This is a genomic window from Pseudomonas sp. C1C7 (genome assembly GCF_013359595.1).
Lineage (GTDB): Bacteria > Pseudomonadota > Gammaproteobacteria > Pseudomonadales > Pseudomonadaceae > Aquipseudomonas.
Genome location: NZ_JABFMP010000060.1, coordinates 1 through 23,073, shown reverse-complemented (window position 1 = coordinate 23,073; position 23,073 = coordinate 1). Strand labels below are relative to the sequence as shown.

Genomic DNA, 23,073 nt, shown 5'->3' with positions numbered 1-23,073 from the left:
GTGTCGATTTGTGCGGCGGGGGGGCAGGGTGTCACCGCCATCATCGAACGCTAAGGATTTAGCCGACTGGAATGCATTCCCAATGTGGGAGCAGGAACCTGTGGGAGCGGGCTTGCCCGCGATAGCGGTCTATCTGACACATGGATGTTGGATTTGCCACCGTCATCGCGGGCAGGCCCACAGGGTTTAGTGGTGTTGAATAGATCTGGAGCATGCCCTACTGTCGCCCCATCAGCCGTCCAGCAACACAAGGCCCATCAATGCCGACCAACGGACAAGTGTCCCTCGAACGCAGCATCCCGCCCATCACCACGCTGCCGCGCCCTTTGTACGCTCGGGTCGAGAGCCTGAACGCCGGCTCCTGGACCCCGGCCCACACCCACGATTGGGTGCAGTTTTCCTATGCCATCAGCGGTGTTCTCGGCGTGCACACCGCCGAAGGCAGTTTCTTTGCGCCGCCGCAGTGGGGGATCTGGATTCCGGCGGATCTTGAGCACCAGGTGGTGACCTCGATGCGCGCCGAGATGCGCAGCCTGTATGTACGTCGCGAGGATTGCAAGTGGGCGGACGGGCGTTGTCGGGTGCTGGAGGTGACGCCGCTGGCCCGGGAATTGATCAAGAGTTTCTGCCTGCTGCCGGTGGAATATCCACAGGGTGACAGTCAGGAGGCGCGATTGGTGGGCGTGCTGCTGGATCAGTTGGCGAACCTGCCGGAAGTCGGCTTCTCCCTGCCGTTGCCGCGCCATGAACGGTTGCTGGGCTTGTGCAACGAACTGATCGAAAACCCCGAACACACCGTGACCCTGCAGGAATGGGCCGAGCGCCTGGGCATGTCGGAGAAAACCCTGATGCGCCTGTTCCAGCGCGAAACCGGGTTGAGCTTTCGCGGGTGGCGTCAGCGGATGCGGCTGTTGTCGTCGCTGAGTCTGTTGGAGGAGGGGGACAGCGTGACCAATACGGCGCTGGCGTGTGGGTATGACTCGACGTCGGCGTTTATTGCGGCGTTCAAATCACTGTTCGGGTTTACCCCGGGGGAATTGTTTCGACAGTGAGGCAGCTAAAAGATCACAGCCTCCGGCAGCGCCTACAGGGATAAACATTCTCCTGTAGGAGCTGCCGAAGGCTGCGATCTTTTGATCTAGCTTTTGATTTTTAGGTACGGAACCGCCGCACCAACCCATCCAGCTCATTGGACAACCCGGCCAGGCTCTGGGAATCCAGACGCGCCGAGTTCGCCAGCTCCGCCACCAACTGCGCGTCACCATGGATCTGGCTGATGTGGCGGTTGATGTCTTCAGCCACCTGATGCTGCTGTTCCGCCGCTGTGGCGATCTGGGTGTTCATGTCGCGGATCACGTCCACCGATTCGCGGATCTGCCCGAAGCTGTTGCGGGCCTCGCCGATGCGCGTCACCGACTGCTGCGAAACTTCCAGGCTGGCGTGCATCTGCTGCGTCACCTGGCTGGTGCGTTTGGCCAGGTTGCCCAGCAGTCCGTCGATTTCTGCCGTGGAATCGGCGGTGCGCTTGGCCAGGGCCCGCACTTCGTCCGCCACCACCGCAAAACCGCGACCCTGCTCACCGGCGCGTGCCGCTTCGATGGCCGCGTTCAGGGCCAGCAGGTTGGTCTGTTCGGCGATCGAACGGATGGTGCCGAGGATCGACTGAATGTCGTTACTGTCGCGTTCGAGCTGTTGCATCGACTCGGCCGACTGTTCGATTTCCTGGCTCAGGCGATCCACGCTGCTCACCGCCGCGTCGATCTGCTGCTGGCCTTCGCGGGCCTGGCGTTGGCCACTGTCCGCGGATTCGGCCGCCTGGCTGCAGGAACGGGCGACTTCGTTGGCGGTGGCGACCATTTCGTGGAAGGCCGTGGAGACCATGTCCACCGCTTCACGCTGACGCCCGGCCGCTTCGGCCATGTCGCTGGAGACCTGGGTCGAGCTCTTGGAAGTCGCGAGGATCTTGGTCGCGGCGCCGCCGATGTTCTGGATCAGGTTGCGAATTGCCGCCAGGAACTGGTTGAACCAGTTGGCCAGTTGCGCGGTTTCGTCGCGGCCACGGATTTCCAGGCTCTTGGTCAGATCGCCTTCACCCTGGGCGATGCCTTCCAGGCCATCGGCCACACCACGGATCGGTCGCACGATGAGGCTGGCGAAACTGGCGCCGACCACGGCGAAGATCACGGCCAGCACGGCGGCGATGATCGCGATCAGCCAGGTCAGCTGGGTCGCGGTGCTCATCACATCGTTCTTCTTGATCAGGCCGATGAAAGTCCAGCCCAGTTGCTCCGACGGCCAGACGTTGGCCATGTAGTGCTCGCCGTCGAGTTCGACTTCAAGCACGCCTTTGCCGGCCTTCGCCAGTTGCGCGTAGCCGTCGCCGAGGCTGCCCAGGGCCTTGAAGTTGTGCTCGGGCTTCTTCGGATCGACCAGTACGGTGCCGGTGTTTTCCAGCAGCATCAGGTAGCCGGTTTCACCCAGTTTGATCTGCTTGACCAGCTCGGTGAGCTGCTTGAGCGATACGTCGATACTGACCACGCCGCCGTTGGTGCCCAGCTTGTTGTCGATGGTGCGCACGGTGCTGACGTAGGTGGTGTCGTTCTGCGCCCAGTAGTAGGCCTCGGTGCGGAACGGCTTGCCCGGCTTGGCCTGGGCTGCCTTGTACCAGGGGCGCTGGCGCGGGTCGTAATTGGTGAGTTTTTCATCGTCCGGCCACGACACATAGCCGCCAGCGGCGGTGCCGAGGATGGCGTAGGCGTAGGACGGATGAGCGTTGCCCAGGTCCTGCAGGAAGGTGAAGACCTTCTTGTCCATCTCGCCTTTTGGCACGCTGTCGGCGTTGGCGCTCATGTAGGTCTTGATGCTGTCATCGGAATTCTTGATCAGCGGCTGGTTGGCCAGGTACTCGACGTTCTGGCTGATGCCGTCGAAGAACAGTTGCATGGCATTGCTGACCTGACGGATTTCGCGACCGCTGCTGTCGACGAATCCATCCAGGGCATCACTGCGCAAGTTCAGCACAACGAGGGTGGCGACCAGCACCACGGGCAAGCAGGCGATGATTGCAAACGCCCAGGTCAACTTCTGTTTGATGTTCATCCGCGCTCCAGATTTTCTTGTAAGCCCACGCAGTGCAGATGCCTCGCGGTTTATTGGCAGCCGTATTTTTTATGGCCCGGGTCCGTGGGGGCGACGTCCTTCTTCTGTAGGAAAGGATTGTCGGACAAATCAGTTTGTCACTCAGGGCTTCGGCTGTTGTCGGAGGAAATTGAGGGCCGTTTGGAAAAATCCTGTAACAGTGGGGATTTGATGTCGGTTTCTGTCACAAATACCCCTGCGACCCCCGGCTATCAGGTGCGTATGGCTCGGCTATGATCCGCCGCGGTCGCGGATGGCCAGCGGGTTTTCGTGATAAAACCGGCACATTGTGTGCATCGGCATGGTTCACAGGTCGGCACCCCCTCCCCGCAAACGGAGGATTGCCGTATAACGAATGACTTTCGCGTGTTTGGTAATAAAGGACCCAGAATAAAAGCTGATGAAGACTCCAAAACGCATTGAACCCCTGATCGAAGACGGTCTGGTCGACGAGGTGCTGCGCCCGCTCATGAGCGGGAAGGAAGCAGCTGTTTATGTGGTGCGCTGCGGCAATCAGTTGCGTTGCGCGAAAGTCTACAAGGAGGCGAACAAACGCAGTTTCCGCCAGGCGGCCGAGTATCAGGAAGGCCGCAAGGTGCGCAACAGTCGTCAGGCCCGGGCCATGGCCAAGGGTTCCAAGTTCGGTCGCAAGGAGGCCGAAGACGCCTGGCAGAACGCCGAAGTGGCGGCGTTGTTCCGACTGGCCAACGCCGGTGTGCGGGTACCCAAGCCGTATGACTTCCTCGAAGGCGTACTGCTGATGGAACTGGTGGCCGACGAATACGGCGACGCCGCGCCGCGTTTGAACGACGTGGTGCTGGAACCGGAACAGGCGCGCGAGTACCACGCCTTTCTGATTTCGCAGATCGTGTTGATGCTGTGTACCGGATTGGTGCACGGTGACCTCTCGGAGTTCAACGTGCTGCTGGCGCCCAATGGTCCGGTGATCATCGACTTGCCGCAGGCGGTGGATGCGGCGGGCAACAACCACGCCTTCAGCATGCTGGAGCGGGACGTGAACAACATGGCCGCCTACTTCGGACGGTTCGCGCCGGAGTTGAAGAAGACCCGTTATGCCAAGGAGATGTGGGCCCTGTATGAAGAGGGCAAGCTGCATCCGGGCAGCGTTCTGACCGGTGAGTTCGCCGATTCCGAAGAGCTGGCCGATGTCGGCGGCGTGATGCGCGAGATCGAAGCGGCGCGCCGTGACGAAGAACGCAAACAAGCGGCCCGCGCGGCAAACGACGCCCCCCCGGGCAAAACCGAAGAACCGCCGCCCCCATGGATGCAGTGATCGGGTAAAACAGAAAACCGGCTTTGGCCGGTTTTTTTGTGGGCTGCAGATTCAGGATTGATGTTCCCTGACAGTCCGCCTTCGCGGGCAAGCCTCGCTCCTACAGGTACTCAGACTGTTCACAAAAATGGCGAAAGGCAACAAGCCCTGTAGGCGCGAGGCTTGCCCGCGAAGAGGCCGGTACATCCAACAAAAATGCCTCAGGCCTGAACCGCAGCCGCACAACACCCCGACTCCAGATTCTTGAGAATCGGGCAATCGGGCCGGTGGTCACCCTGACAATGCTCCACCAGGTCCTGCAAGGTATCGCGCAGTTGCCCCAACTCGCGGATTTTCTGGTTCAGCTCATCGATGTGCTGTCGCGCCAACGCCTTCACATCGGCACTGGCGCGCTGGCGGTCCTGCCAGAGGGTCAGCAGCTTGCCGACTTCCTCCAGGGAAAACCCCAGGTCCCGGGAGCGCTTGATGAACGCCAGGGTGTGCAAGTCGTCGTCGCCATACAGCCGGTAACCGCTGTCAGTGCGATGGGCCGCCTTGAGCAGGCCGATGGACTCGTAGTAACGGATCATCTTCGCGCTCAGGCCGCTGTGACGGGCTGCTTGGCCGATGTTCATCGGTTGTCCTCCAGATCCTCGGGTTTCCAGGTTTTCAACAGTAGCGCATTGCTCACCACGCTCACACTCGACAGGGCCATCGCGGCACCTGCCAACACCGGGTTGAGGAAGCCGAATGCCGCCAGGGGAATGCCGATCAGGTTATAGACGAAGGCCCAGAACAGATTTTGCCGGATCTTCGCGTAGGTCTTGCGGCTGATCTCCAGTGCCGCGGGCACCAACCGCGGATCACCGCGCATCAGGGTGATCCCGGCGGCGTGCATGGCCACGTCGGTGCCGCCGCCCATGGCGATGCCGATATCCGCCGCCGCCAGCGCCGGCGCATCGTTGATGCCGTCGCCGACCATCGCCACCACACCGGATTGCTTCAATGCCGCGACTTCGGCCGCCTTGTCCGCCGGCAGCACCTCGGCGTGCACATGGCGGATGCCCAGCGCCTCGGCCACCACTTTGGCGCTGCCACGGTTGTCACCGGTCAGCAGGTGGCTGCCGATCTGCCGTGCGCCGAGTTGTTGCACGGCTTGCAGCGCGCCGGGTTTGAGGGTGTCGCCGAAAGCGAACAGGCCCAAAACCTGCGGCGCGGGGCTTTGTTCGATCAGCCAGGAAAGGGTGCGGCCTTCGGCTTCCCACGCACGGGCGAGATCCGCCAGAGACGCGGCGTTCAAACCGCTTTCCTCAAGCAAGCGTCGATTACCCAAGGCCAGGCGCCGGCCCTCGAGGCTGCCGGCAATGCCGCGTCCGGTCAGCGACTGGCTGTCGCTGACATCCGCCACGTCCAGACCCCGTTGCGCACATTCATCCAGCACAGCCTTGGCCAGCGGATGCTCACTGCCGCGTTGCAGGGCGCCGGCCAGTTGCAGCAATTTGGCGTCGTCACCATCGAGGGCCTTCAAGTGCGCGATGCGCGGAGTGCCCGACGTCAGCGTGCCGGTCTTGTCGAACACCACGGCGTTGACCTCGTGGGCGCGTTCCAACGCTTCAGCGTCCTTGATCAGAATCCCGTAGCGCGCCGCCACTCCGGTGCCGGCCATGATCGCGGTTGGCGTCGCCAGGCCCAGAGCACAAGGGCAGGCGATCACCAGCACGGCGACGGCATTGATCAGCGCGGTTTCCAGCGGCGCGCCGTACAGCCACCAACCGATCAGGGTCGCCAGGGCCAGCAGCAGAACCACCGGGACGAAGATCTGACTGACTTTATCCACAAGCTTCTGGATCGGTGCCTTGGCGGCCTGGGCGTCCTCCACCAGCCGAATGATCCGCGCCAGCACCGTTTCGGCACCGAGCGCCTGGGTGCGCACCAGCAACCGGCCCTCGCCATTGATGGCGCCGCCGGTGACCTTGTCGCCAGGTTGTTTGGGGACCGGCAGGCTTTCGCCGCTGATCAGCGCTTCGTCGGCATGGCTCTGGCCGTCGACCACTTCACCGTCCACCGGGAAGCGTTCGCCGGGTTTGACCAGCACCAGATCATGGATGCGCAGGGCGCTGATGGCGACGTCCTGCTCGCGACCGTCGATCACCTGAATCGCCCGCTCCGGGCGCAGCGCTTCCAGGGCGCGGATGGCGCTGGCGGTCTGGCGCTTGGCGCGGCTCTCCAGGTATTTGCCCAGCAGCACCAGCGCGATCACCACCGCCGACGCTTCGAAATACAGGTGCGGCATGCGCCCGGCGGCGGTGGCCCATTCGTAGACGCTCAAGCCATAACCGGCGCTGGTGCCCAGGGCGACCAGCAGGTCCATGTTGCCGGCACCGGCGCGCACGGCTTTCCACGCGGCCACATAAAACCGCGCGCCGAAGATGAATTGCACCGGCGTGGCCAGCGCGAACTGCGCCCAGGCCGGGAGCATCCAGTGTACGCCGAAGGGTTGCAGTAGCATCGGCAAGACCAGCGGCAAGGCGAGGGCGATGGCCGCGATCAGCGCCCAGCGTTCGCGGTGCAGGCGGTTTTGTTGAGTGTCCGTTTGCGGATGGTCGGCTTGCCAGACGCTGGCGTTGTAGCCGGCTTTGGTCACGGCGTCGATCAGGGATTGCGCATCGACCTGGCCGAGCAGTTCCAGATGAGCGCGTTCGTTGGCCAGGTTGACGCTGACGGTTTTGACGCCCGCCACTTTGTTCAAGGCGCGTTCGACGCGGCCGACGCAGGAGGCGCAGGTCATGCCGTCGATGCTCAACTCCAAACTCTGCTGCGGGACGCTGTAACCGGCCTTGTGCACGGCGTCCATCAGAGCCGGAAGGCTATCGGCCGGCGCCTGGACCCGAGCCTGCTCGGTGGCCAGATTCACGCTGACGGCACTGGCGCCGATGACCTTGCTCAACGCCCGCTCGACACGCCCGGCGCAGGAGGCGCAGGTCATGCCGGCAATCGGCAGATCGAATGTGGTGGATTCGGACATGGGGCACACTCCCTATAGAAGATGTCTACAGGATCAACCTTGCCATGCTGGTAAGGTCAAGTGCCTTGTTGAAGATCAAAAGATCGCAGCCTTCGGCAGCTCCTACAGGGCGGCGGGTGTACACAAAATCTGTAGCAAACCCAAAACACTGTAGGAGCTGCCGAAGGCTGCGATCTTTTACTGGCGACTCAGTATCCCAGCCCCGTACGCTTCAAATACATCCCTTCCTGCGTCATCGCAATCCGGTACTTCTGCACTTCACCCGCGCGCAAGGTGATGTCCTGCGAACCCGGCGCGAGCATGCCCGGGTTGCAGCCCGGCACCTGGCCCGGCAGCAACTTGAGGCGCAGGGAAATATTGCCCGGCGGCAGGTTGAACGAGGTGCTTTGCTCCTGGAACAGGCGCGCGGACAGCTGGTCGTGGATGTACACGCCAATTTCGCAACTGGTCGCGACTTCCAGTCGCTCGCGGGAAATGATCAGCACGCCGTAGTCTTCCCCGGCGGCATGGGCCGAAGGCATGGCGGCGAAAAGGCCGAGCAGGCCAAACAGGCTGAAAGCTGACCAGCGCATGGCTGAATCTCCTGAGATCGAAACATGAATGGACGCAGCTTGGCCGAGCGCGGCGCCAATTGCCAGCCCGGCAGATCACTTCAGAACTTGACCTTGCCATGGTGGCAAGCTCGACACTGCCGGCAACCTCACTCAAACGCCTCATCAAAGGAGTCGTACCATGCAAGTGTTCAATGTCGAAGGCATGTCCTGCGGTCACTGCGTCAGGGCCATCACTCAAGCGGTCCAGGCCAAGGATCCGGCGGCCAGCGTGCGCGTCGATCTGGCGGCAAAGGAAGTCGGCGTCGAGTCGTCGCTGTCGGCTGAGCAGGTGATCGCGGTGATCAGCGAAGAGGGCTACGGCGTCAAGCTGGCCTGATCTTTTTAATAGTTAGCGAGCTATCGGAATGTTCAAGGCGTCCATGCGCGGCTAGACTGTCGGGCCTGCCGACTTCTGCCCAACTGGATGCCTGATGAACTTCCGCACAATCCTTATTCTCGGCGCCTTGAGCGCTTTCGGTCCGCTGGCGATCGACTTTTACCTGCCGGCCTTCCCGGCGATGGCGCAGGCTTTCGGCACCGACGAAAAACACGTTCAGCTGACCCTGGCGGCGTATTTCCTCGGCCTGTCCATCGGGCAACTGGGCTACGGGCCGGTGGCCGATCGCTTCGGTCGACGCATTCCGCTGCTGGCCGGTGTCGCGTTGTTCACCCTGGCATCTCTGGCGTGCGCCTATGCACCGAGCCTGGAATGGCTGATCGGTGCGCGATTCGTCCAGGCCTTGGGTGGTTGCGCGGGCATGGTGATTTCCCGGGCGGTGGTCAGCGACAAGTGTGATGCGGTAGGGGCGGCCAAGGTCTTTTCGCAGTTGATGCTGGTGATGGGCCTGGCGCCGATTCTTGCGCCGATGCTCGGCGGGTTGCTGGTCAACACCACCGGCTGGCAGTCGATCTTCCTCGCGCTGACCGGTTTCAGCGCACTGGCCGGCCTGGCCGTGGCCGTCGGCCTGCCGGAAAGTCTGCCGGCCCATGTGCCGCGCCAGCCGCTGTCCGGGGCGCTGCGTCAGTACGGTCGGCTGCTCAAGGATTCGGTGTTCCTGGGGCACGCCCTGACCGGCGGTATCGCCATCGCCGGGATGTTTGCCTACATCGCCGGCTCGCCGTTCGTCTTCATCAAACTCTATGGCGTGCCCGCCGAGCATTTCGGCTGGCTGTTCGGCACCAACGCCGCAGGCTTCATTCTGGTGGCGCAAATCAATGCGCGGTTGTTATCGAAGCGCGGGCCAGCGTTCCTTCTCACTCGTGCGGTGTGGGTCTACTTCGGTGCCGGTCTGACCCTGCTGGCGGTCAGTGCCTTGCACACCGAGAAGTTATGGCCGCTGCTGATTCCACTGTTTATCTGCATCTCGAGCCTGGGTTGCATCATTCCCAATGCTTCAGCCTGCGCGATGAACGGCCAGGGCGCACGGGCGGGCAGCGCATCGGCGATGCTCGGCTGCCTGCAATTCAGCGTGGCCGCCGGCGCCGCCGCGCTGGTGGGGGTCTTGCACGACGGCAGCGCCATGCCGATGGCGATGGTCATCAGCCTGTGCGGAGCGTTGGTGGTGAGTGCGGCCATGCTCACCCGGCGTCTGCAGAATGCCCGGGCGTTGGCGCAAGCCCAGGTCTGAGGAGGTGGGCTCAGCCGACAGCGCGTTGCTGGCGTTGAGGGAGGTAATGGGGCGCGTGCAGGCGCGCTTCGAGGGTGCTGGTGAAGGCGCGTGCTTCGGCTTCGCTGCGGAATGTCACGGCGTGTTGGTCCAGGCGGACCTGCCACTGGGATTTCGCCAATTCTTTTATCAGGATCTTCATTGCTGACCTCCTCAAGTAAAAGATTGCCTCGCAGAGAATTCGATTGTAGACCCGAATTTCGTAGCGTTTGTGACAAGGATCAACCTTCGGACTGACGGCAAAAGATCGCAGCTTGCGGTAACTTCCGGACATGATTTTGTCCGCTGTGCAGGCTGCGATCTTTTGATCCAGGGCCTTTTAAAACCCTTCCAACACAATCTTGCCCTTGGCCTTGCCGCTTTCCAGCAGTGCATGGGCTCGGCGCAGATTGGCCGCATTGATGATGCCAAAGTGCTCGCCGACCGTCGTCTTGAGGGTCCCCTCATCGACCAGTTGCGCCACGCGATCGAGCAGCTTGTGCTGTTCGATCATGTCCGCGGTTTCGAACAGCGAACGGGTGTACATGAACTCCCAGTGCAGCGAGAGGCTCTTGCGCTTGAGCTTGGTCACATCCAGGGCTTTGGGGTCATCGATCAACGCCAGTTTGCCTTGCGGCGCCAGGGCTTCGATCAGTTGATCGAGGTGATGATCGGTCTGGGTCAGGCTTGCCACGTGCGTCACTTGAGGGATGCCGGCGTTTTTCAGCGCTTCACTGAGCGGCTGGCTGTGATCGATTACCTGATCGGCGCCCAACTCCTTCACCCAGCTCTGGGTCTGTGGACGCGACGCGGTGCCGATGACGTTCAGGCCGGTGAGTTGCTTGGCCAATTGGGTGAGGATCGAGCCGACGCCGCCGGCGGCACCGACGATCAGCAGGCTCTGGCCTTCATCGGTTTTTCCTTCGCGAATCTGCAGGCGCTCGAACAGCAGCTCCCAGGCGGTGATCGCGGTCAGGGGCAGGGCGGCGGCTTCGGCAAAGTTGAGGGTTTTCGGCATGTGGCCGACGATCCGCTCATCCACCACATGCAGTTCGCTGTTGCCGCCGGCGCGGGCGATGGAGCCGGCGTAGAACACCTTGTCCCCGGCCTTGAACAGGGTCACCTCACTGCCCACCGCCTTGACCACGCCGGCCACGTCCCAGCCCAGCACTTTGGCTGCGCCACCCTCGGGCTGGACGTTCTGGCGGACCTTGGTGTCCACCGGGTTGACCGAGATGGCTTTGACTTCCACCAGCAGGTCGCGCGGGCCGGCGACAGGCTCCGGCAGTTCGATGTCCTGCAGGGATTTCTCGTCGCTGATCGGCAGGGACGCGTAGTAGGCAATGGCTTTCATCTGTGGCTCCTGAAACAGGGTGATTTCGATGGGCAGATGATTGATTATTTCTGCCGAAGAAAAAACCGGCTAAAAGAGCAGTCTCTTTCAATAATTTTTTGATAATGGATCTTCGATGCTGCGTTTCGATGATTTGCAGTTGTTCGTCCGGGCGGCGGATCTGGGCAGCCTGTCGGCGGCCGCGCGGGGCATGGACATGTCGGCGGCGGTGGCCAGTGCGGCGTTGAAACGCATCGAACAGCAGCTCGGCGCCCGCTTGCTCGCCCGCTCGACCCGCAGCCTGCGCCTGACCGCCGAAGGCGAGGGCTTCCTGGAATATGCCCGGGCGGCGCTGAGCAATCTCGACGAGGGGCGGCGGCTATTGGCCAGCGGCCAGGATCAGGTCAGCGGCGTGTTGCAGTTGTCGGCACCGTCGGACTTCGGTCGCAACCTGCTGCTGCCGTGGCTGGACGAGTTTCAGCGCGAGCATCCCAAGCTCACGGTGCGCCTTTTGCTGGGGGACCGCATCGCCGATCTGTTCCGCCAGCCGGTGGACATCGCCCTGCGCTACGGCGAACCGGAAGACTCCAGCCTGGTGGCGCTGCCGATCGCACCGCAGAACCGGCGCGTGCTGTGTGCCGCGCCGAGCTACCTGGCGCGGCATGGCGAGCCGCGTCAGCTCGAGCAATTGGCCCAGCACAATTGCCTGCTCTACATGCTCGGCAGCCGGGTCCACGACCATTGGAGTTTTCACGACGGCAAACGCGAGGTCGGCCTGACGGTCAGCGGAGATCGCTTCAGTGACGATGCCGATGTGGTGCGACTGTGGGCGCTGGCGGGGGCCGGGATCGCCTACAAATCCTGGCTCGATGTAGGCGCCGACGTGCTGGCGGGGCGATTGAAGGTGTTGATGCCGGAACTGCTTTGCGAGCGCGCTCCGCTGAATTTGTTGTGCGCCCATCGCGCACAATTGAGTAAGCCTGTGAACCTTCTGCGGGAAATGCTTGCCAGCCGATGCGCTTCGTTGAGCAGTCATTTTCCGGGGTTGAGCGGAATCGGTCATTAGTCGCAGGAAAAAAGCGAAATTTCCCTCAGCAACTATCAGCATCGTGGGTTTGCAGAGGGCAAAAACCCGTGATTGGCCCGCCTATACTAGCGCCTCTCACGCAAGCGCCTTCAGTTGCCACGGCAAAGTCCATCCGTCAAAGCGAGGTCGCTCGACCCGGCCCGCCGATGGCCAGGGTGGGCGAAGACTTTGCGCGGTTCATGGCGGTAACCACGCATTGGCCGACGGTGCATTTGTGGTCAAGATGTCTCTTTGCGGCAGACGAACAGAGCAACAGACGAACGATTCAACAGGGAGTGAATTCATGGAACATGCACCTTGTATCAGCCAGATAGCCACTTTGCTGGCTGATCCCAAGCGCAGCGCAATGATGTGGGCCTTGATGGACGGCACCGCGCGACAGGCCGAGGAACTGGCCTTGCTGGCCGGTCTGTCGCCGTCTTCGGCCAGCGCCCATCTGGGGCGCCTGTCCACCGGGGGGCTGTTGAAGGTCGAAACCCGGGGGCGAAAGCGTTTCTTCCGCCTGTCGGCTCCCGAAGTCGGTGCCGCGATCGAAGCGCTGGCGAGTGCGACGCTGGCCAGCACCCCGCAGAACATTCCGGACATTTTCAGACACAGCACGCCTCTGGCCAGCCCGCCGCCCAAGCGCTCGTCGTTGTTGCGCGCGCGACTGTGCGACGACCATCTGGGCGGCACGTTGGCTGCGGATCTGTATCAGCGGTTGCTGGAGGCGGGCTGGATCGAACAGTTCGATCAGCGGGTGACGATCACGCTCAAGGGCTCGACGGAACTGGCGGCGCGAGGGGTGTTCATCCAGGCGCTGGCTCACCGTAACGGCAAGTCGGCATGCGCCTGCCCGGACTGGAGCGAAAGACGCCCGCACATGGGCGGGTCACTGGGAGCGGCGTTGTTGCAGTTGTTCATGCAGTCCGGGTGGCTGACGTTGCCGGCGGATTCGCGAGCGTTGCAGCTCACGGCTGCGGGGCAGCGGGAAATCCATCGTTTCGCCAAGGAAACCGAGCTGGAAATGGCCTTGTAACCTTTCCGATCCAACACAAAAACCTGTGGGAGCGAGCAAGCCCGCTCCCACATTTTGGTTTTCGTCAGCCTTTAAGGCTTCACCAACCGCGCATCCAGGCTGTTCTGCGCCAGTCGCCTGGCCTGATCCTGAGTCATGCCCAGGTGCGTATGCAGCGCATGGAAGTTCTCGGTGACATAACCACCGAAGTACGCCGGATCATCGGAGTTCACCGTCACTTTCACGCCACGTTCGAGCATGTCGAGAATGTTGTGCTGCGACATGTGGTCGAACACGCACAGCTTGGTGTTGGACAACGGGCACACGGTCAGCGGGATCTGCTCGTCGATGATCCGCTGCATCAGGCGCTCGTCCTCGATGGCGCGTACGCCATGGTCGATACGCTGGATCTTCAACAGATCGAGTGCTTCCCAGATGTACTCGGGCGGACCTTCTTCACCGGCGTGGGCGACGGTCAGGAAGCCTTCGTCGCGGGCACGGTCGAACACGCGCTGGAACTTGCTCGGTGGATGCCCCATCTCGGAGCTGTCCAGGCCGACCGCCACAAAGGCTTCACGGAACGGCAACGCCTGGTCGAGGGTTTTCTGCGCTTCTTCTTCGCTCAGGTGACGCAGGAAGCTCAGGATCAGGCCGCTGGTGATGCCCAGTTGCTGCTCGCCATCTTTCAAGGCGGCGGCGATGCCGTTGAGCACCACTTCGAACGCAATGCCACGATCGGTGTGGGTCTGCGGATCGAAGAACGGTTCTGTGTGAATCACGTTCTGTTCCTTGCAGCGCAGCAGGTAGGCCCAGGTCAGGTCGTAGAAGTCCTGGGACGTTTGCAGCACGCCGGCGCCCTGGTAGTACAGGTCGAGGAACTCTTGCAGGTTGTTGAAGGCGTAGGCCTTGCGCAGGGTTTCGACATCGCTCCACGGCAGGGCGATCTTGTTGCGCTCGGCCAGGGCGAACAGCAGCTCGGGCTCCAGCGAACCTTCAAGGTGCAGGTGCAGTTCTGCCTTGGGCAGGGCGTTCAGCCAGTCGTACATATTCTTTTCTCATCAGGTGCAGATGGGCGGGCATTCTACAGATGCTTTCACAAACATTCGGTTAAACCTGACCGAAAGGTTCATAACCCTGGCTCGAGCCATCGATGGGCTAAGGTCTAACGAAACATTAGCACCGCGTCGCAGTCAGTCGCTTAACAGCTCTAACTCTGCAAAAGGCCCGCCATGCTCACGATCCTTAAACAGGAAAGCTTTCTGCTGCTGGCGGTGCTCGCCGCCGTGGTCGCATTCGCGCTCGAGCACTGGTTGCTGCACAGCGGGCAGGCGGTGGCGCTGAGCGCCGGGCTGGTGTTGATCGCGTTCATCATCGCAGCATCCATGCGCGTGGCTCATCAGGCCGAATTGCTCGCGGAAAAAGTCGGTGATCCCTACGGCACCATGATCCTGACCCTGGCGGCGGTGCTGGTGGAAGTGGTGATCCTGGCGATCATGATGAGCAACGAAGCTTCGGCGACCCTGGTGCGCGACACGATTTATTCGGCGGTGATGCTCGATATCAACGGCATCCTCGGCCTGGCGGCGTTGATGGGCGGCCTAAAACATGGCGAACAGTCCTACAACGATGACTCGGCGCGCAGTTACAGCGTGATGATCCTCACCGCCATGGGCGTGTCGATGGTGGTCCCGGAGTTCATTCCCGAGGCTCGCTGGAAGTTGTATTCGGCGTTCACCATCGGCGCGATGGTGGTGCTCTACGCGCTGTTCCTGCGCATGCAGGTCGGGCCGCACAGTTACTTTTTCAGCTACAGCTATCCGGATAAACGCCGCCGGAAAGAGCCCATCGAACAGGAACCGAAACCCGTCAGTCTCGCGCTGTCCATCGGCATTCTGGTGTTTGGCGTGGTGGTGATTGGCGCGTTGGCGGAGGTGATGTCCAAGACTCTCGATCTGGGGCTGGAAGGGACGGGGGCACCGCCGGTGGTCACGGCGATTCTGGTGGCGACGATTTCCGCGGCACCGGAGATCCTGACCGCATTGCGCGCGGCACTGGCCAACCGCATGCAGTCGGTGGTCAACATCGCGCTGGGGGCCTCGTTGTCGACGGTGATCCTGACGGTACCGGTGATGGAGGCGATGGCGCTCTACACCGGCCAGCCATTCCAGATGGCCATGACCCCGGTGCAGACGGTGATGATCTTCATCACGCTGATTGTCAGCGCGATCAATTTGAATGACGGTGAAACCAATGCCATCGAGGGGATGACGCATTTTGTGCTGTTCGCGACCTTCATCATGTTGTCGCTGCTGGGCCTCTGAGCCCGGCACAAACCAACTCCTGTAGGAGCCGAGCTTGCTCGCGATAGCGGTGTGTCAGCCCATATCAATGTGTCTGACATACCGCTATCGCGAGCAAGCTCGGCTCCTACAGGCGTGGTGTTGTATCAGGAACCGGCGATCAACTGCCGCGCCGCCTGGCTGTGATCGGCAATCAAGCCCTTCAGATCCAGCCCCTCGACCTGTCCGTCAATCACCCGCCACTTGCCACCCACCATCACCCGATCCGCCCGGTCGGCGCCGCACAGCAGCAGCGCCGACACCGGATCATGGCTACCGGAGAATCGCAGTTCATCGAGCTTGAACAGCGCCAGGTCAGCCTGCTTGCCCACCGCCAGCTCACCAATGTCGCTACGGCCAAGCAACTGCGCCGAACCCTTGGTCGCCCAACCCAGCACGCGTTCCGGCGTGATCTTCTCGGCGCCATAGCGCAGGCGCTGGATGTACAGCGCCTGCCGCGCTTCGAGGATCATGTTCGATGCATCGTTGGAGGCCGAACCGTCCACGCCCAGGCCCAGCGGCGCTCCGGCTTCGGTCAGCTCGATGCTCGGGCAGATGCCGGACGCCAGGCGCATGTTCGAGCTCGGGCAATGGCAGATGCCGGTGCCGGCGGCGCCCAGGCGAGCGATTTCATCCGGGTTGAAGTGGATGCCGTGGGCCAGCCAGGTACGCGGGCCGAGCCAGCCGACGCTGTCGAGATAGTCGACGGTACGCAGGCCGAAACGCTGCAGACAGAAATCCTCTTCGTCGAGGGTTTCCGCCAGGTGCGTGTGCAGGCGCACGTCGAGCTTGTTCGCCAGTTCGGCGCTGGCGGCCATGATTTCCTGGGTCACCGAGAACGGCGAGCAGGGCGCCAGGGCGATCTGGATCTGCGCGCCATCACCGCGCTCGTGGTATTCGGCGATCAGGCGCTGGCTGTCGTCGAGAATCACCTGGCCTTCCTGCACGGTCTGCTGCGGTGGCAGGCCGCCGTCTTTTTCGCCGAGGCTCATCGATCCACGGGTCAGCATGGCGCGCATGCCCAGTTCGCGAACGCTCTGGACTTGCACGTCGATGGCATTTTCCAGCCCGTCGGGGAACAGGTAGTGATGGTCGGCGGCGGTGGTGCAACCCGACAGCAGCAATTCGGCCAGGGCGACCTTGGTGGCCAGGGCGAGTTTTTCCGGAGTCAGGCGAGCCCAGACCGGGTACAGGGTTTTCAGCCATGGAAACAACGGCTGGTTGACCACCGGCGCCCAGGCGCGGGTCAGGGTTTGATAGAAGTGGTGGTGGGTGTTGATCAGACCCGGCAGGATCACATGCTCGCGGGCATCGAAGACTTGTCCACAGGGTGCGGAAGGCTGCTGGCCAGCGCCGAGCACTTCGACGATCAAACCGTCTTGCAGCACCAGACCGCCACGGGCATCGAGACCGTTGGCCGTGAAAACGGCGAGGGGATTTTTTAACCAGGTACGGGTCGCAGGCATGTTGGCCGGCTCCTCTGAAAGTTGGGTTCAGGGTTGCCAGCTCAGTGTTGCCCTGTCTGCTGATCCAGGGTCGCCGGGGAGGCGAGGTGGGCAGTGTCGATCAAAAGCTTGCTGCGGGCAAGCCCGACCCGACGTACATCTCCGTAGGAGCCGAGCTTGCTCGCGATGGTGGTCAACGAAGACGTTGGCAGCCTGACACCCCGCGGTGCCCGGTCGTCCATCGCGAGCAAGCTTTGCTCCTACAGGTCCGGGATCACCATGGAATGGTCTCACCCCGGTAATTCACAAAATGATGCCCGCCCTTGCCGGCCCAGGCATTCACCTGATCAACCAGGCCCCGAGTGCTGGTCTGCACATCGATATCGGCGCCTTCGCCGCCCATGTCGGTCTTCACCCAACCCGGATGCAACGACAGCACGGTCAGTTTCTGCTCGCCCAGTTGCGTGACGAAGCTGTTGGTCATGGAGTTCAGCGCGGCTTTGCTGGCCTTGTACAGCGCCAGTTCCGGCGCGTCGGGCATGGTCACGCTGCCCAGTACCGAACTCATGAACGCCAGCACGCCGGTGTCCGGACGGATCTGTCCGACAAAGATCTGCGCCAGGTTGATTGGCGCCACGGCGTTGGTGAAGAACAGCTGGCCGACTTCGGCCTGCGTCGCACCGCCTGGCGTCTGCACGTCCGGTCCCTTGACGCCGGCATTGACGAACAGCAGGTCGAACACTTCGCCCTTGAGCTGCTGGCTCAAGGCGATCACCGCCTGCCGGTCGTCCATGTCGAGCTTCTCGATCCGCACATCGCCCAGTGCCTTCAGGGCCTCGGCGTTTTGCGGGTTGCGCACGGTGGCGGTGACTTGCCAGCCATCGGCCAGCAGGGTTTTCACCAGGCCGAGGCCCAGCCCCCGGGAGGCGCCGATGATCAGTGCGGTTTTTGCCTTGGACATGAGTGGCTTCCTTGATGAGTGAGAGTCACGGATGCCTATGCTGCAACGCCTGATGCGAGGCGTCGAGTTCATTGTTATTCGGAGCGGTATGCCTGTCGGTAAATCTGCTCAAAAAATGATCAGTCGCGCGCAAGCCATGTCCGGCATGGGGCGGCGACGGGAATGAACGGGTTATCCACAGATTGCTCCACAGTATTTGTGCGCAAGCGCGAATGTCGGGCATAAGCGTGGGACGGCTATCTTCCAAAGGTGATAAACCGCTCTAAGTGACTGTTTTTAATTGAATTTGTATTTTGTGATGGCAAATTGGACGAAAAGTGAACAAATCCCGCAAAGCCGCATGACAGAAGGGTTACAGCGGTATGTGCTCAGGTTATCCACAGCCGGGTGCACAGCAGATGTGGGCAAATGTGCGCGGCTGGGGATAAAAGCAAACGCTATAAAGATCGCAGCCTTGGACAGCTCCTGCATGAGGGTTCAACGCTGCAACAAAATCCGCCCGCGACTCAAATCCGCCAATTGCCGTTGCAACGTTTCGATATGCGCCTCCCCCACCGCCAGCTGCAATTCGACGCCATTGGCCGTGAAATCTTCCTGCACCACCAGTCCACCGAGCTCCGCGACCCGCAGCTTCACCAGCGCCAACTCGCCGAACGCGCAGGCACAGCGCAGTGGAACGCGGCTGATCAACTCGATCTTGGGTGCTGCCTGCAGGCATTTGTTGGCTCCGCCGCCGTAGGCTCGGGCGAGTCCGCCGGTGCCCAGTTGAATGCCGCCATACCAGCGAATCACCAGCACCACGACTTGATCGCAATCCTGCGCCTCGATCGCCGCCAATATCGGCCGGCCAGCGGTGCCGCCGGGTTCGCCGTCATCGGTGCTGCGGTATTGATCGCCAAGCTTCCACGCCCAGCAGTTGTGCGTGGCGTCGAGGTCGCTGTGCTGCTCGATGAAGGCTTGCGCCTCGGCAGGGCTGCCGATGGGCGCGGCGAAGGTGATGAAACGGCTTTTGCGGATTTCTTCGCGGTACTCGCAAAAGTCGCTGAGGGTGAATGGCATGGGCGTTATTTAAGGTCTTGAAGGGTTGGCGGGGCGTCGGACACGTTAACGGGTCGCCGCGAGGCTCTCAAGGAAACTCTCCAGCACCAGATGCGGACGGCGGCCCTTGCGGGTGACCGAGGCTAGGCTCAGGTCATAGAAGCGCGCCTTGGGTTTGAGCGCGCGCAGGCGACCTTGCTGGACCCAGAGGCTGGCGTAGTGATCCGGCAGATAACCAATGTAGCGCCCGGTCAGAATCAGGAAGGCCATGCCTTCGCGGTCCGAGGCGCTGGCGGTGCAATTGAGTGCCTGGTAATGGGCCTGGATCTCCGCCGGTAAACGAAAAGTCGGGGCGATGGCGTCCTGTTGATTGAGGCGCCCGTCGTCCAGTTGCTTGTCGTCGACATAAAACAGCGGGTGGCCCACCGCGCAGTACAGCAGCGAGCGCTCGCTGTAGAGCGGTTGATATTCCAGCCCCGACAACGCGCTGGCCTGCGGCACCACGCCGACGTGCAAGCGGCCGTCGAGTACGCCTTGTTCCACTTCATTGGGCGGGATCATGCGGATCTGGATCTGCACGTCCGGGCCGCGCTCCTTCAATTGCGCCAGGGCATGGGTGATGCGCATGTGGGGCAGGGTGACCAGGTTATCGGTCAGGCCAATGGTCAGCTCGCCGCGCAAGTGCTGGTGCAGGCCGTTGACCTCGGTGCGAAAGCTTTCCAGCGCGCTCAACAGCTGCAACGCCGATTGATACACCTCGCGACCTTCTTCGGTCAGGGAAAAACCGGCGCGACCACGCTGGCACAGACGCAGACCGAGGCGCTGCTCCAGGTCGCTCATCTGCTGGCTGATGGCCGAGCGACCGATGCCGAGCACGCTCTCGGCGGCAGAGAATCCTCCGGACTCGACCACGCTGCGAAAGATCCGCAACAGGCGGATATCAAAGTCGCTGACTTGCGCCAGCGGGTCGGGACGGCGGCTGCTCATGGGGTTGCTCGATAGTTTAGTAAACGGCTGACTGAAGGTTAGAAAAGTTGGATTTCACCGACTTTATCCCCGTGGCAATTTAGCTGCAACAACGCTTTTCATCCCCTGCGCCGCTTATTGCCTTGCGAGGTTCCACCCATGAATTTGCCTGAAAACGCACCGACTTCTCTGGCCAGCCAACTGAAGCTCGATGCTCACTGGATGCCTTACACCGCCAACCGTAACTTCCAGCGCGATCCGCGTCTGATCGTTGGCGCCGAAGGCAGCTGGCTGATTGACGACAAGGGCCGCAAGGTCTATGACTCGCTGTCGGGCCTGTGGACCTGTGGCGCCGGTCACACCCGCAAGGAAATTCAGGAAGCGGTCGCCAAGCAACTGGGCACCCTCGATTACTCGCCAGCCTTCCAGTACGGCCACCCGCTGTCGTTCCAGCTGGCGGAAAAAATCACTGACCTGACGCCGGGCAACCTCAATCACGTGTTCTTCACCGACTCCGGCTCCGAATGTGCCGACACCGCAGTGAAAATGGTGCGTGCCTACTGGCGCCTGAAAGGCCAGCCGACCAAGACCAAAATGATCGGTCGTGCCCGTGGCTATCACGGCGTGAACATCGCCGGCACCAGCCTGGGCGGCGTCAACGGCAACCGTAAACTGTTCGGCCAGGCGATGATGGACGTCGACCACCTGCCGCACACACTGCTGGCGAGCAATGCATTCTCCCGTGGCATGCCGGAGCAGGGCGGTATCGCGCTGGCCGATGAGCTGCTGAAGCTGATCGAACTGCACGATGCCTCGAACATCGCTGCCGTGTTCGTCGAGCCACTGGCCGGCTCCGCTGGCGTGCTGGTACCGCCACAGGGTTACCTCAAGCGTCTGCGCGAAATTTGCGACCAGCACAGCATCCTGCTGGTGTTCGACGAAGTGATCACCGGTTTCGGCCGTACCGGCACCATGTTCGGCGCCACCACTTTCGGCGTGACCCCGGACCTGATGTGCATCGCCAAGCAAGTCACCAACGGCGCGATTCCGATGGGCGCGGTGATTGCCAGCTCCGAGATCTACCAGACCTTCATGAACCAGCCGACGCCTGAGTACGCGGTGGAGTTCCCGCACGGCTACACCTATTCGGCTCACCCGGTGGCGTGCGCCGCGGGCCTGGCTGCACTCGACCTGTTGCAAAAGGAAAGCCTGGTGCAGAGCGTGGCCGAAGTCGCGCCGCATTTCGAAAATGCACTGCACGGCCTGAAAGGCACGAAGAACATCATCGATATCCGCAACTACGGCCTGGCCGGCGCGATCCAGATCGCACCGCGTGACGGCGACGCCATCGTGCGTCCGTTCGAGGCGGGCATGGCGCTGTGGAAAGCAGGCTTCTATGTACGCTTCGGTGGCGACACCCTGCAGTTCGGCCCAACCTTCAACAGCAAGCCGCAAGACCTGGATCGCCTGTTCGACGCGGTCGGCGAAGTGCTGAGCAAACTCGACTGATTTGGTTCAGCTACGCATCCATATAGAAGGCGCCCTTTATAGAGGGCGCCCGTGGACACATTTTCAGGAGCTTCCATGAGCGTTATTCCGCATTTGATCAACGGTGAACTGATCACCGAAACTGGCCGCAGCACCGACGTGTTCAATCCGTCCACCGGTCAGGCGATCCACAAGCTGCCACTGGCCAGCCGCGAAACCATTCAACAGGCCATCGACGCGGCCAAGGCTGCTTTCCCGGCCTGGCGCAACACACCGGCGGCCAAGCGCGCCCAGGTGATGTTTCGCTTCAAGCAACTGCTGGAGCAGAACGAGGCGCGTATCGCCCAACTGATCAGCGAAGAACACGGCAAGACTCTGGAAGACGCTGCCGGTGAATTGAAGCGTGGTATCGAGAACGTCGAGTTCGCCTGCGCCGCACCGGAAATCCTCAAGGGCGAGTACAGCCGCAACGTCGGCCCGAACATCGATGCCTGGTCCGATTTCCAGCCGCTGGGCGTCGTGGCGGGTATCACCCCGTTCAACTTCCCGGCCATGGTGCCGCTGTGGATGTACCCGCTGGCAATCGTCTGCGGCAACTGCTTCATCCTCAAGCCATCCGAGCGTGATCCAAGCTCGACGCTGCTGATCGCACAACTGCTGCTGGAAGCCGGCCTGCCGAAAGGCGTGCTGAGCGTGGTTCATGGTGACAAGGCTGCGGTGGATGCGCTGATCGAAGCGCCGGAAGTGAAAGCGCTGAGCTTTGTTGGCTCGACGCCAATTGCTGAATACATCTATTCCGAGGGCACCAAGCGCGGCAAGCGCGTCCAGGCGCTGGGCGGGGCGAAGAACCATGCGGTGCTGATGCCGGATGCGGATCTGGATAACGCCGTCAGCGCACTGATGGGGGCTGCTTACGGTTCGTGCGGCGAGCGCTGCATGGCGATCTCGGTGGCGGTCTGCGTGGGCGATCAGGTTGCCGATGCCCTGGTGGCCAAGCTGACGCCACAGATCAAGGCGCTGAAAATCGGTGCCGGCACTTCGTGCGGTCTGGACATGGGGCCATTGGTGACCGGTCAGGCGCGCGACAAGGTCAGCGGTTATGTCGAAGATGGCGTAGCGGCAGGTGCGACCCTGGTGGTGGACGGTCGTGGTCTGAGCGTGGCCGGTCATGAAAACGGCTTCTTCCTGGGTGGCTGCCTGTTCGACAACGTCACTCCTGAGATGCGTATCTATAAAGAAGAGATCTTCGGGCCGGTACTGTGCGTCGTTCGGGTCAACAGCCTGGAAGAAGCCATGCAACTGATCAACGATCACGAGTACGGCAACGGCACCTGCATCTTCACCCGTGACGGTGAAGCGGCGCGCTTGTTCTGCGACGAGATCGAAGTGGGCATGGTTGGCGTGAACGTGCCGTTGCCGGTGCCTGTGGCTTACCACAGCTTCGGCGGCTGGAAGCGTTCGCTGTTCGGTGACCTGCATGCTTATGGCCCGGATGGCGTGCGTTTCTACACGCGCCGCAAGGCCATCACCCAGCGCTGGCCGCAGCGTGCGAGCCATGAAGCGTCGCAGTTCGCATTCCCTAGCTTGTAAGCAGTAGTGGAAGAGAAGGCCGGCCCCCTTGTCATGAGGGGGCCGGCCTTCTTCTTTTAGGGGCTTTTTAAATCTGTATGACAGATTTATGAAAATAGGTGTTGACGGCAGATTTCAGATCTCTATAATTCGCCCCACTTCCGGCGCAGTCGAA

At 61.8% G+C, this 23,073-nt stretch carries 20 protein-coding genes and 1 pseudogene; 9 read left to right on the top strand and 12 right to left on the bottom strand.

Annotated elements, in window-relative coordinates:
• Window positions 1-260 precede the first annotated feature (260 nt).
• Complete coding sequence (locus HNO86_RS28810; RefSeq protein WP_175380330.1) at window positions 261-1,052, top strand: helix-turn-helix transcriptional regulator; 792 nt, start codon at window positions 261-263, stop codon at window positions 1,050-1,052.
• A 100-nt stretch (window positions 1,053-1,152) separates the two neighbouring features.
• On the opposite strand, the gene HNO86_RS30755 is transcribed toward HNO86_RS28810, so the two are convergent.
• Window positions 1,153-1,881 carry a methyl-accepting chemotaxis protein gene (locus tag HNO86_RS30755; RefSeq protein WP_372242572.1) on the bottom strand — a complete coding sequence of 243 codons (729 nt, stop codon included), beginning with the start codon at window positions 1,879-1,881 and terminating at the stop codon, window positions 1,153-1,155.
• A gap of 129 nt (window positions 1,882-2,010) precedes the next feature.
• A pseudogene (locus HNO86_RS30750) lies at window positions 2,011-3,099 on the bottom strand (cache domain-containing protein); the annotation flags it as partial.
• A 439-nt stretch (window positions 3,100-3,538) separates the two neighbouring features.
• On the opposite strand from HNO86_RS30750, the gene HNO86_RS28800 reads away from it, so the two are divergent.
• Window positions 3,539-4,432: a PA4780 family RIO1-like protein kinase gene (locus tag HNO86_RS28800; protein WP_175380328.1), complete on the top strand. Its 894-nt coding sequence runs from the start codon at window positions 3,539-3,541 to the stop codon at window positions 4,430-4,432.
• Between the two features lie 200 nt (window positions 4,433-4,632).
• Here HNO86_RS28800 and cueR read toward each other — a convergent pair whose 3' ends face one another.
• From cueR to HNO86_RS28785, 3 genes are all read right to left on the bottom strand, one after another.
• The gene (gene cueR / locus HNO86_RS28795; protein WP_175380327.1) at window positions 4,633-5,046 is read right to left on the bottom strand and encodes a Cu(I)-responsive transcriptional regulator; all 414 of its coding nucleotides are present in this window, start codon (window positions 5,044-5,046) and stop codon (window positions 4,633-4,635) included.
• Entirely contained in the window at window positions 5,043-7,436 is a 2,394-nt protein-coding gene (locus HNO86_RS28790; RefSeq protein WP_175380326.1) for a heavy metal translocating P-type ATPase, read from the bottom strand. Before HNO86_RS28790 ends, cueR begins: the two co-directional genes overlap by 4 nt.
• A 188-nt stretch (window positions 7,437-7,624) precedes the next feature.
• Window positions 7,625-8,008 (bottom strand): hypothetical protein, encoded by a 384-nt coding sequence (locus tag HNO86_RS28785; RefSeq protein WP_175380325.1) that lies wholly within the window; start codon window positions 8,006-8,008, stop codon window positions 7,625-7,627.
• Window positions 8,009-8,168: 160 nt separating this feature from the next.
• Between HNO86_RS28785 and HNO86_RS28780 the strand changes: the two genes are divergently transcribed.
• Both HNO86_RS28780 and HNO86_RS28775 read left to right on the top strand, forming a co-directional pair.
• A complete protein-coding gene (locus HNO86_RS28780) occupies window positions 8,169-8,366 on the top strand; it encodes a heavy-metal-associated domain-containing protein (RefSeq protein ID WP_175380324.1) in 198 nt (65 codons plus the stop codon).
• 94 nt (window positions 8,367-8,460) lie between these two features.
• The gene (locus tag HNO86_RS28775) at window positions 8,461-9,657 is read left to right on the top strand and encodes a multidrug effflux MFS transporter (RefSeq protein ID WP_175380323.1); all 1,197 of its coding nucleotides are present in this window, start codon (window positions 8,461-8,463) and stop codon (window positions 9,655-9,657) included.
• A 10-nt stretch (window positions 9,658-9,667) separates the two neighbouring features.
• Here the strand turns inward: HNO86_RS28775 and HNO86_RS28770 are convergent, their stop codons facing one another.
• Window positions 9,668-9,838, bottom strand: coding sequence for a hypothetical protein (locus tag HNO86_RS28770; protein WP_175380322.1), 171 nt, complete (start codon window positions 9,836-9,838; stop codon window positions 9,668-9,670).
• A 177-nt stretch (window positions 9,839-10,015) separates the two neighbouring features.
• The gene (locus HNO86_RS28765; protein WP_175380321.1) at window positions 10,016-11,029 is read right to left on the bottom strand and encodes a zinc-binding alcohol dehydrogenase family protein; all 1,014 of its coding nucleotides are present in this window, start codon (window positions 11,027-11,029) and stop codon (window positions 10,016-10,018) included.
• 115 nt (window positions 11,030-11,144) lie between these two features.
• On the opposite strand from HNO86_RS28765, the gene HNO86_RS28760 reads away from it, so the two are divergent.
• Together HNO86_RS28760 and HNO86_RS28755 are read left to right on the top strand one after the other, a co-directional pair.
• On the top strand, window positions 11,145-12,074 hold the full coding sequence (locus tag HNO86_RS28760) for a LysR family transcriptional regulator (RefSeq protein WP_175380320.1): 930 nt from the start codon (window positions 11,145-11,147) through the stop codon (window positions 12,072-12,074).
• A gap of 304 nt (window positions 12,075-12,378) precedes the next feature.
• Entirely contained in the window at window positions 12,379-13,113 is a 735-nt protein-coding gene (locus HNO86_RS28755; protein WP_175380319.1) for a helix-turn-helix transcriptional regulator, read from the top strand.
• A gap of 71 nt (window positions 13,114-13,184) precedes the next feature.
• On the opposite strand, the gene HNO86_RS28750 is transcribed toward HNO86_RS28755, so the two are convergent.
• Window positions 13,185-14,138 (bottom strand): adenosine deaminase, encoded by a 954-nt coding sequence (locus HNO86_RS28750; protein WP_175380318.1) that lies wholly within the window; start codon window positions 14,136-14,138, stop codon window positions 13,185-13,187.
• 183 nt (window positions 14,139-14,321) lie between these two features.
• On the opposite strand from HNO86_RS28750, the gene HNO86_RS28745 reads away from it, so the two are divergent.
• A complete protein-coding gene (locus HNO86_RS28745) occupies window positions 14,322-15,413 on the top strand; it encodes a calcium:proton antiporter (RefSeq protein WP_175380317.1) in 1,092 nt (363 codons plus the stop codon).
• Window positions 15,414-15,538: 125 nt separating this feature from the next.
• On the opposite strand, the gene HNO86_RS28740 is transcribed toward HNO86_RS28745, so the two are convergent.
• From HNO86_RS28740 to HNO86_RS28725, 4 genes are all read right to left on the bottom strand, one after another.
• Complete coding sequence (locus tag HNO86_RS28740; RefSeq protein WP_175380316.1) at window positions 15,539-16,897, bottom strand: 8-oxoguanine deaminase; 1,359 nt, start codon at window positions 16,895-16,897, stop codon at window positions 15,539-15,541.
• A gap of 253 nt (window positions 16,898-17,150) precedes the next feature.
• On the bottom strand, window positions 17,151-17,837 hold the full coding sequence (locus tag HNO86_RS28735; RefSeq protein ID WP_175380315.1) for an SDR family oxidoreductase: 687 nt from the start codon (window positions 17,835-17,837) through the stop codon (window positions 17,151-17,153).
• Window positions 17,838-18,314: 477 nt separating this feature from the next.
• Complete coding sequence (locus tag HNO86_RS28730) at window positions 18,315-18,896, bottom strand: YigZ family protein (protein WP_175380314.1); 582 nt, start codon at window positions 18,894-18,896, stop codon at window positions 18,315-18,317.
• Window positions 18,897-18,941: 45 nt separating this feature from the next.
• Window positions 18,942-19,862, bottom strand: coding sequence for a LysR family transcriptional regulator (locus HNO86_RS28725; protein ID WP_175380313.1), 921 nt, complete (start codon window positions 19,860-19,862; stop codon window positions 18,942-18,944).
• Between the two features lie 138 nt (window positions 19,863-20,000).
• Between HNO86_RS28725 and HNO86_RS28720 the strand changes: the two genes are divergently transcribed.
• Complete coding sequence (locus HNO86_RS28720; protein WP_175380312.1) at window positions 20,001-21,350, top strand: aspartate aminotransferase family protein; 1,350 nt, start codon at window positions 20,001-20,003, stop codon at window positions 21,348-21,350.
• A gap of 75 nt (window positions 21,351-21,425) precedes the next feature.
• Window positions 21,426-22,919: a CoA-acylating methylmalonate-semialdehyde dehydrogenase gene (locus tag HNO86_RS28715; RefSeq protein ID WP_175380311.1), complete on the top strand. Its 1,494-nt coding sequence runs from the start codon at window positions 21,426-21,428 to the stop codon at window positions 22,917-22,919.
• Window positions 22,920-23,073 lie beyond the last annotated feature (154 nt).

What these genes read in the sequence shown, in the direction of transcription:
- HNO86_RS28810 (WP_175380330.1), top strand. Translation starts at nt 261, where the DNA reads ATGCCGACCAACGGACAAGTGTCCCTCGAACGCAGCATCCCGCCCATC.
- HNO86_RS30755 (WP_372242572.1), bottom strand. Translation starts at nt 1,881, where the DNA reads ATGGTCTCCACGGCCTTCCACGAAATGGTCGCCACCGCCAACGAAGTC.
- HNO86_RS28800 (WP_175380328.1), top strand. Translation starts at nt 3,539, where the DNA reads ATGAAGACTCCAAAACGCATTGAACCCCTGATCGAAGACGGTCTGGTC.
- cueR (WP_175380327.1), bottom strand. Translation starts at nt 5,046, where the DNA reads ATGAACATCGGCCAAGCAGCCCGTCACAGCGGCCTGAGCGCGAAGATG.
- HNO86_RS28790 (WP_175380326.1), bottom strand. Translation starts at nt 7,436, where the DNA reads ATGTCCGAATCCACCACATTCGATCTGCCGATTGCCGGCATGACCTGC.
- HNO86_RS28785 (WP_175380325.1), bottom strand. Translation starts at nt 8,008, where the DNA reads ATGCGCTGGTCAGCTTTCAGCCTGTTTGGCCTGCTCGGCCTTTTCGCC.
- HNO86_RS28780 (WP_175380324.1), top strand. Translation starts at nt 8,169, where the DNA reads ATGCAAGTGTTCAATGTCGAAGGCATGTCCTGCGGTCACTGCGTCAGG.
- HNO86_RS28775 (WP_175380323.1), top strand. Translation starts at nt 8,461, where the DNA reads ATGAACTTCCGCACAATCCTTATTCTCGGCGCCTTGAGCGCTTTCGGT.
- HNO86_RS28770 (WP_175380322.1), bottom strand. Translation starts at nt 9,838, where the DNA reads ATGAAGATCCTGATAAAAGAATTGGCGAAATCCCAGTGGCAGGTCCGC.
- HNO86_RS28765 (WP_175380321.1), bottom strand. Translation starts at nt 11,029, where the DNA reads ATGAAAGCCATTGCCTACTACGCGTCCCTGCCGATCAGCGACGAGAAA.
- HNO86_RS28760 (WP_175380320.1), top strand. Translation starts at nt 11,145, where the DNA reads ATGCTGCGTTTCGATGATTTGCAGTTGTTCGTCCGGGCGGCGGATCTG.
- HNO86_RS28755 (WP_175380319.1), top strand. Translation starts at nt 12,379, where the DNA reads ATGGAACATGCACCTTGTATCAGCCAGATAGCCACTTTGCTGGCTGAT.
- HNO86_RS28750 (WP_175380318.1), bottom strand. Translation starts at nt 14,138, where the DNA reads ATGTACGACTGGCTGAACGCCCTGCCCAAGGCAGAACTGCACCTGCAC.
- HNO86_RS28745 (WP_175380317.1), top strand. Translation starts at nt 14,322, where the DNA reads ATGCTCACGATCCTTAAACAGGAAAGCTTTCTGCTGCTGGCGGTGCTC.
- HNO86_RS28740 (WP_175380316.1), bottom strand. Translation starts at nt 16,897, where the DNA reads ATGCCTGCGACCCGTACCTGGTTAAAAAATCCCCTCGCCGTTTTCACG.
- HNO86_RS28735 (WP_175380315.1), bottom strand. Translation starts at nt 17,837, where the DNA reads ATGTCCAAGGCAAAAACCGCACTGATCATCGGCGCCTCCCGGGGGCTG.
- HNO86_RS28730 (WP_175380314.1), bottom strand. Translation starts at nt 18,896, where the DNA reads ATGCCATTCACCCTCAGCGACTTTTGCGAGTACCGCGAAGAAATCCGC.
- HNO86_RS28725 (WP_175380313.1), bottom strand. Translation starts at nt 19,862, where the DNA reads ATGAGCAGCCGCCGTCCCGACCCGCTGGCGCAAGTCAGCGACTTTGAT.
- HNO86_RS28720 (WP_175380312.1), top strand. Translation starts at nt 20,001, where the DNA reads ATGAATTTGCCTGAAAACGCACCGACTTCTCTGGCCAGCCAACTGAAG.
- HNO86_RS28715 (WP_175380311.1), top strand. Translation starts at nt 21,426, where the DNA reads ATGAGCGTTATTCCGCATTTGATCAACGGTGAACTGATCACCGAAACT.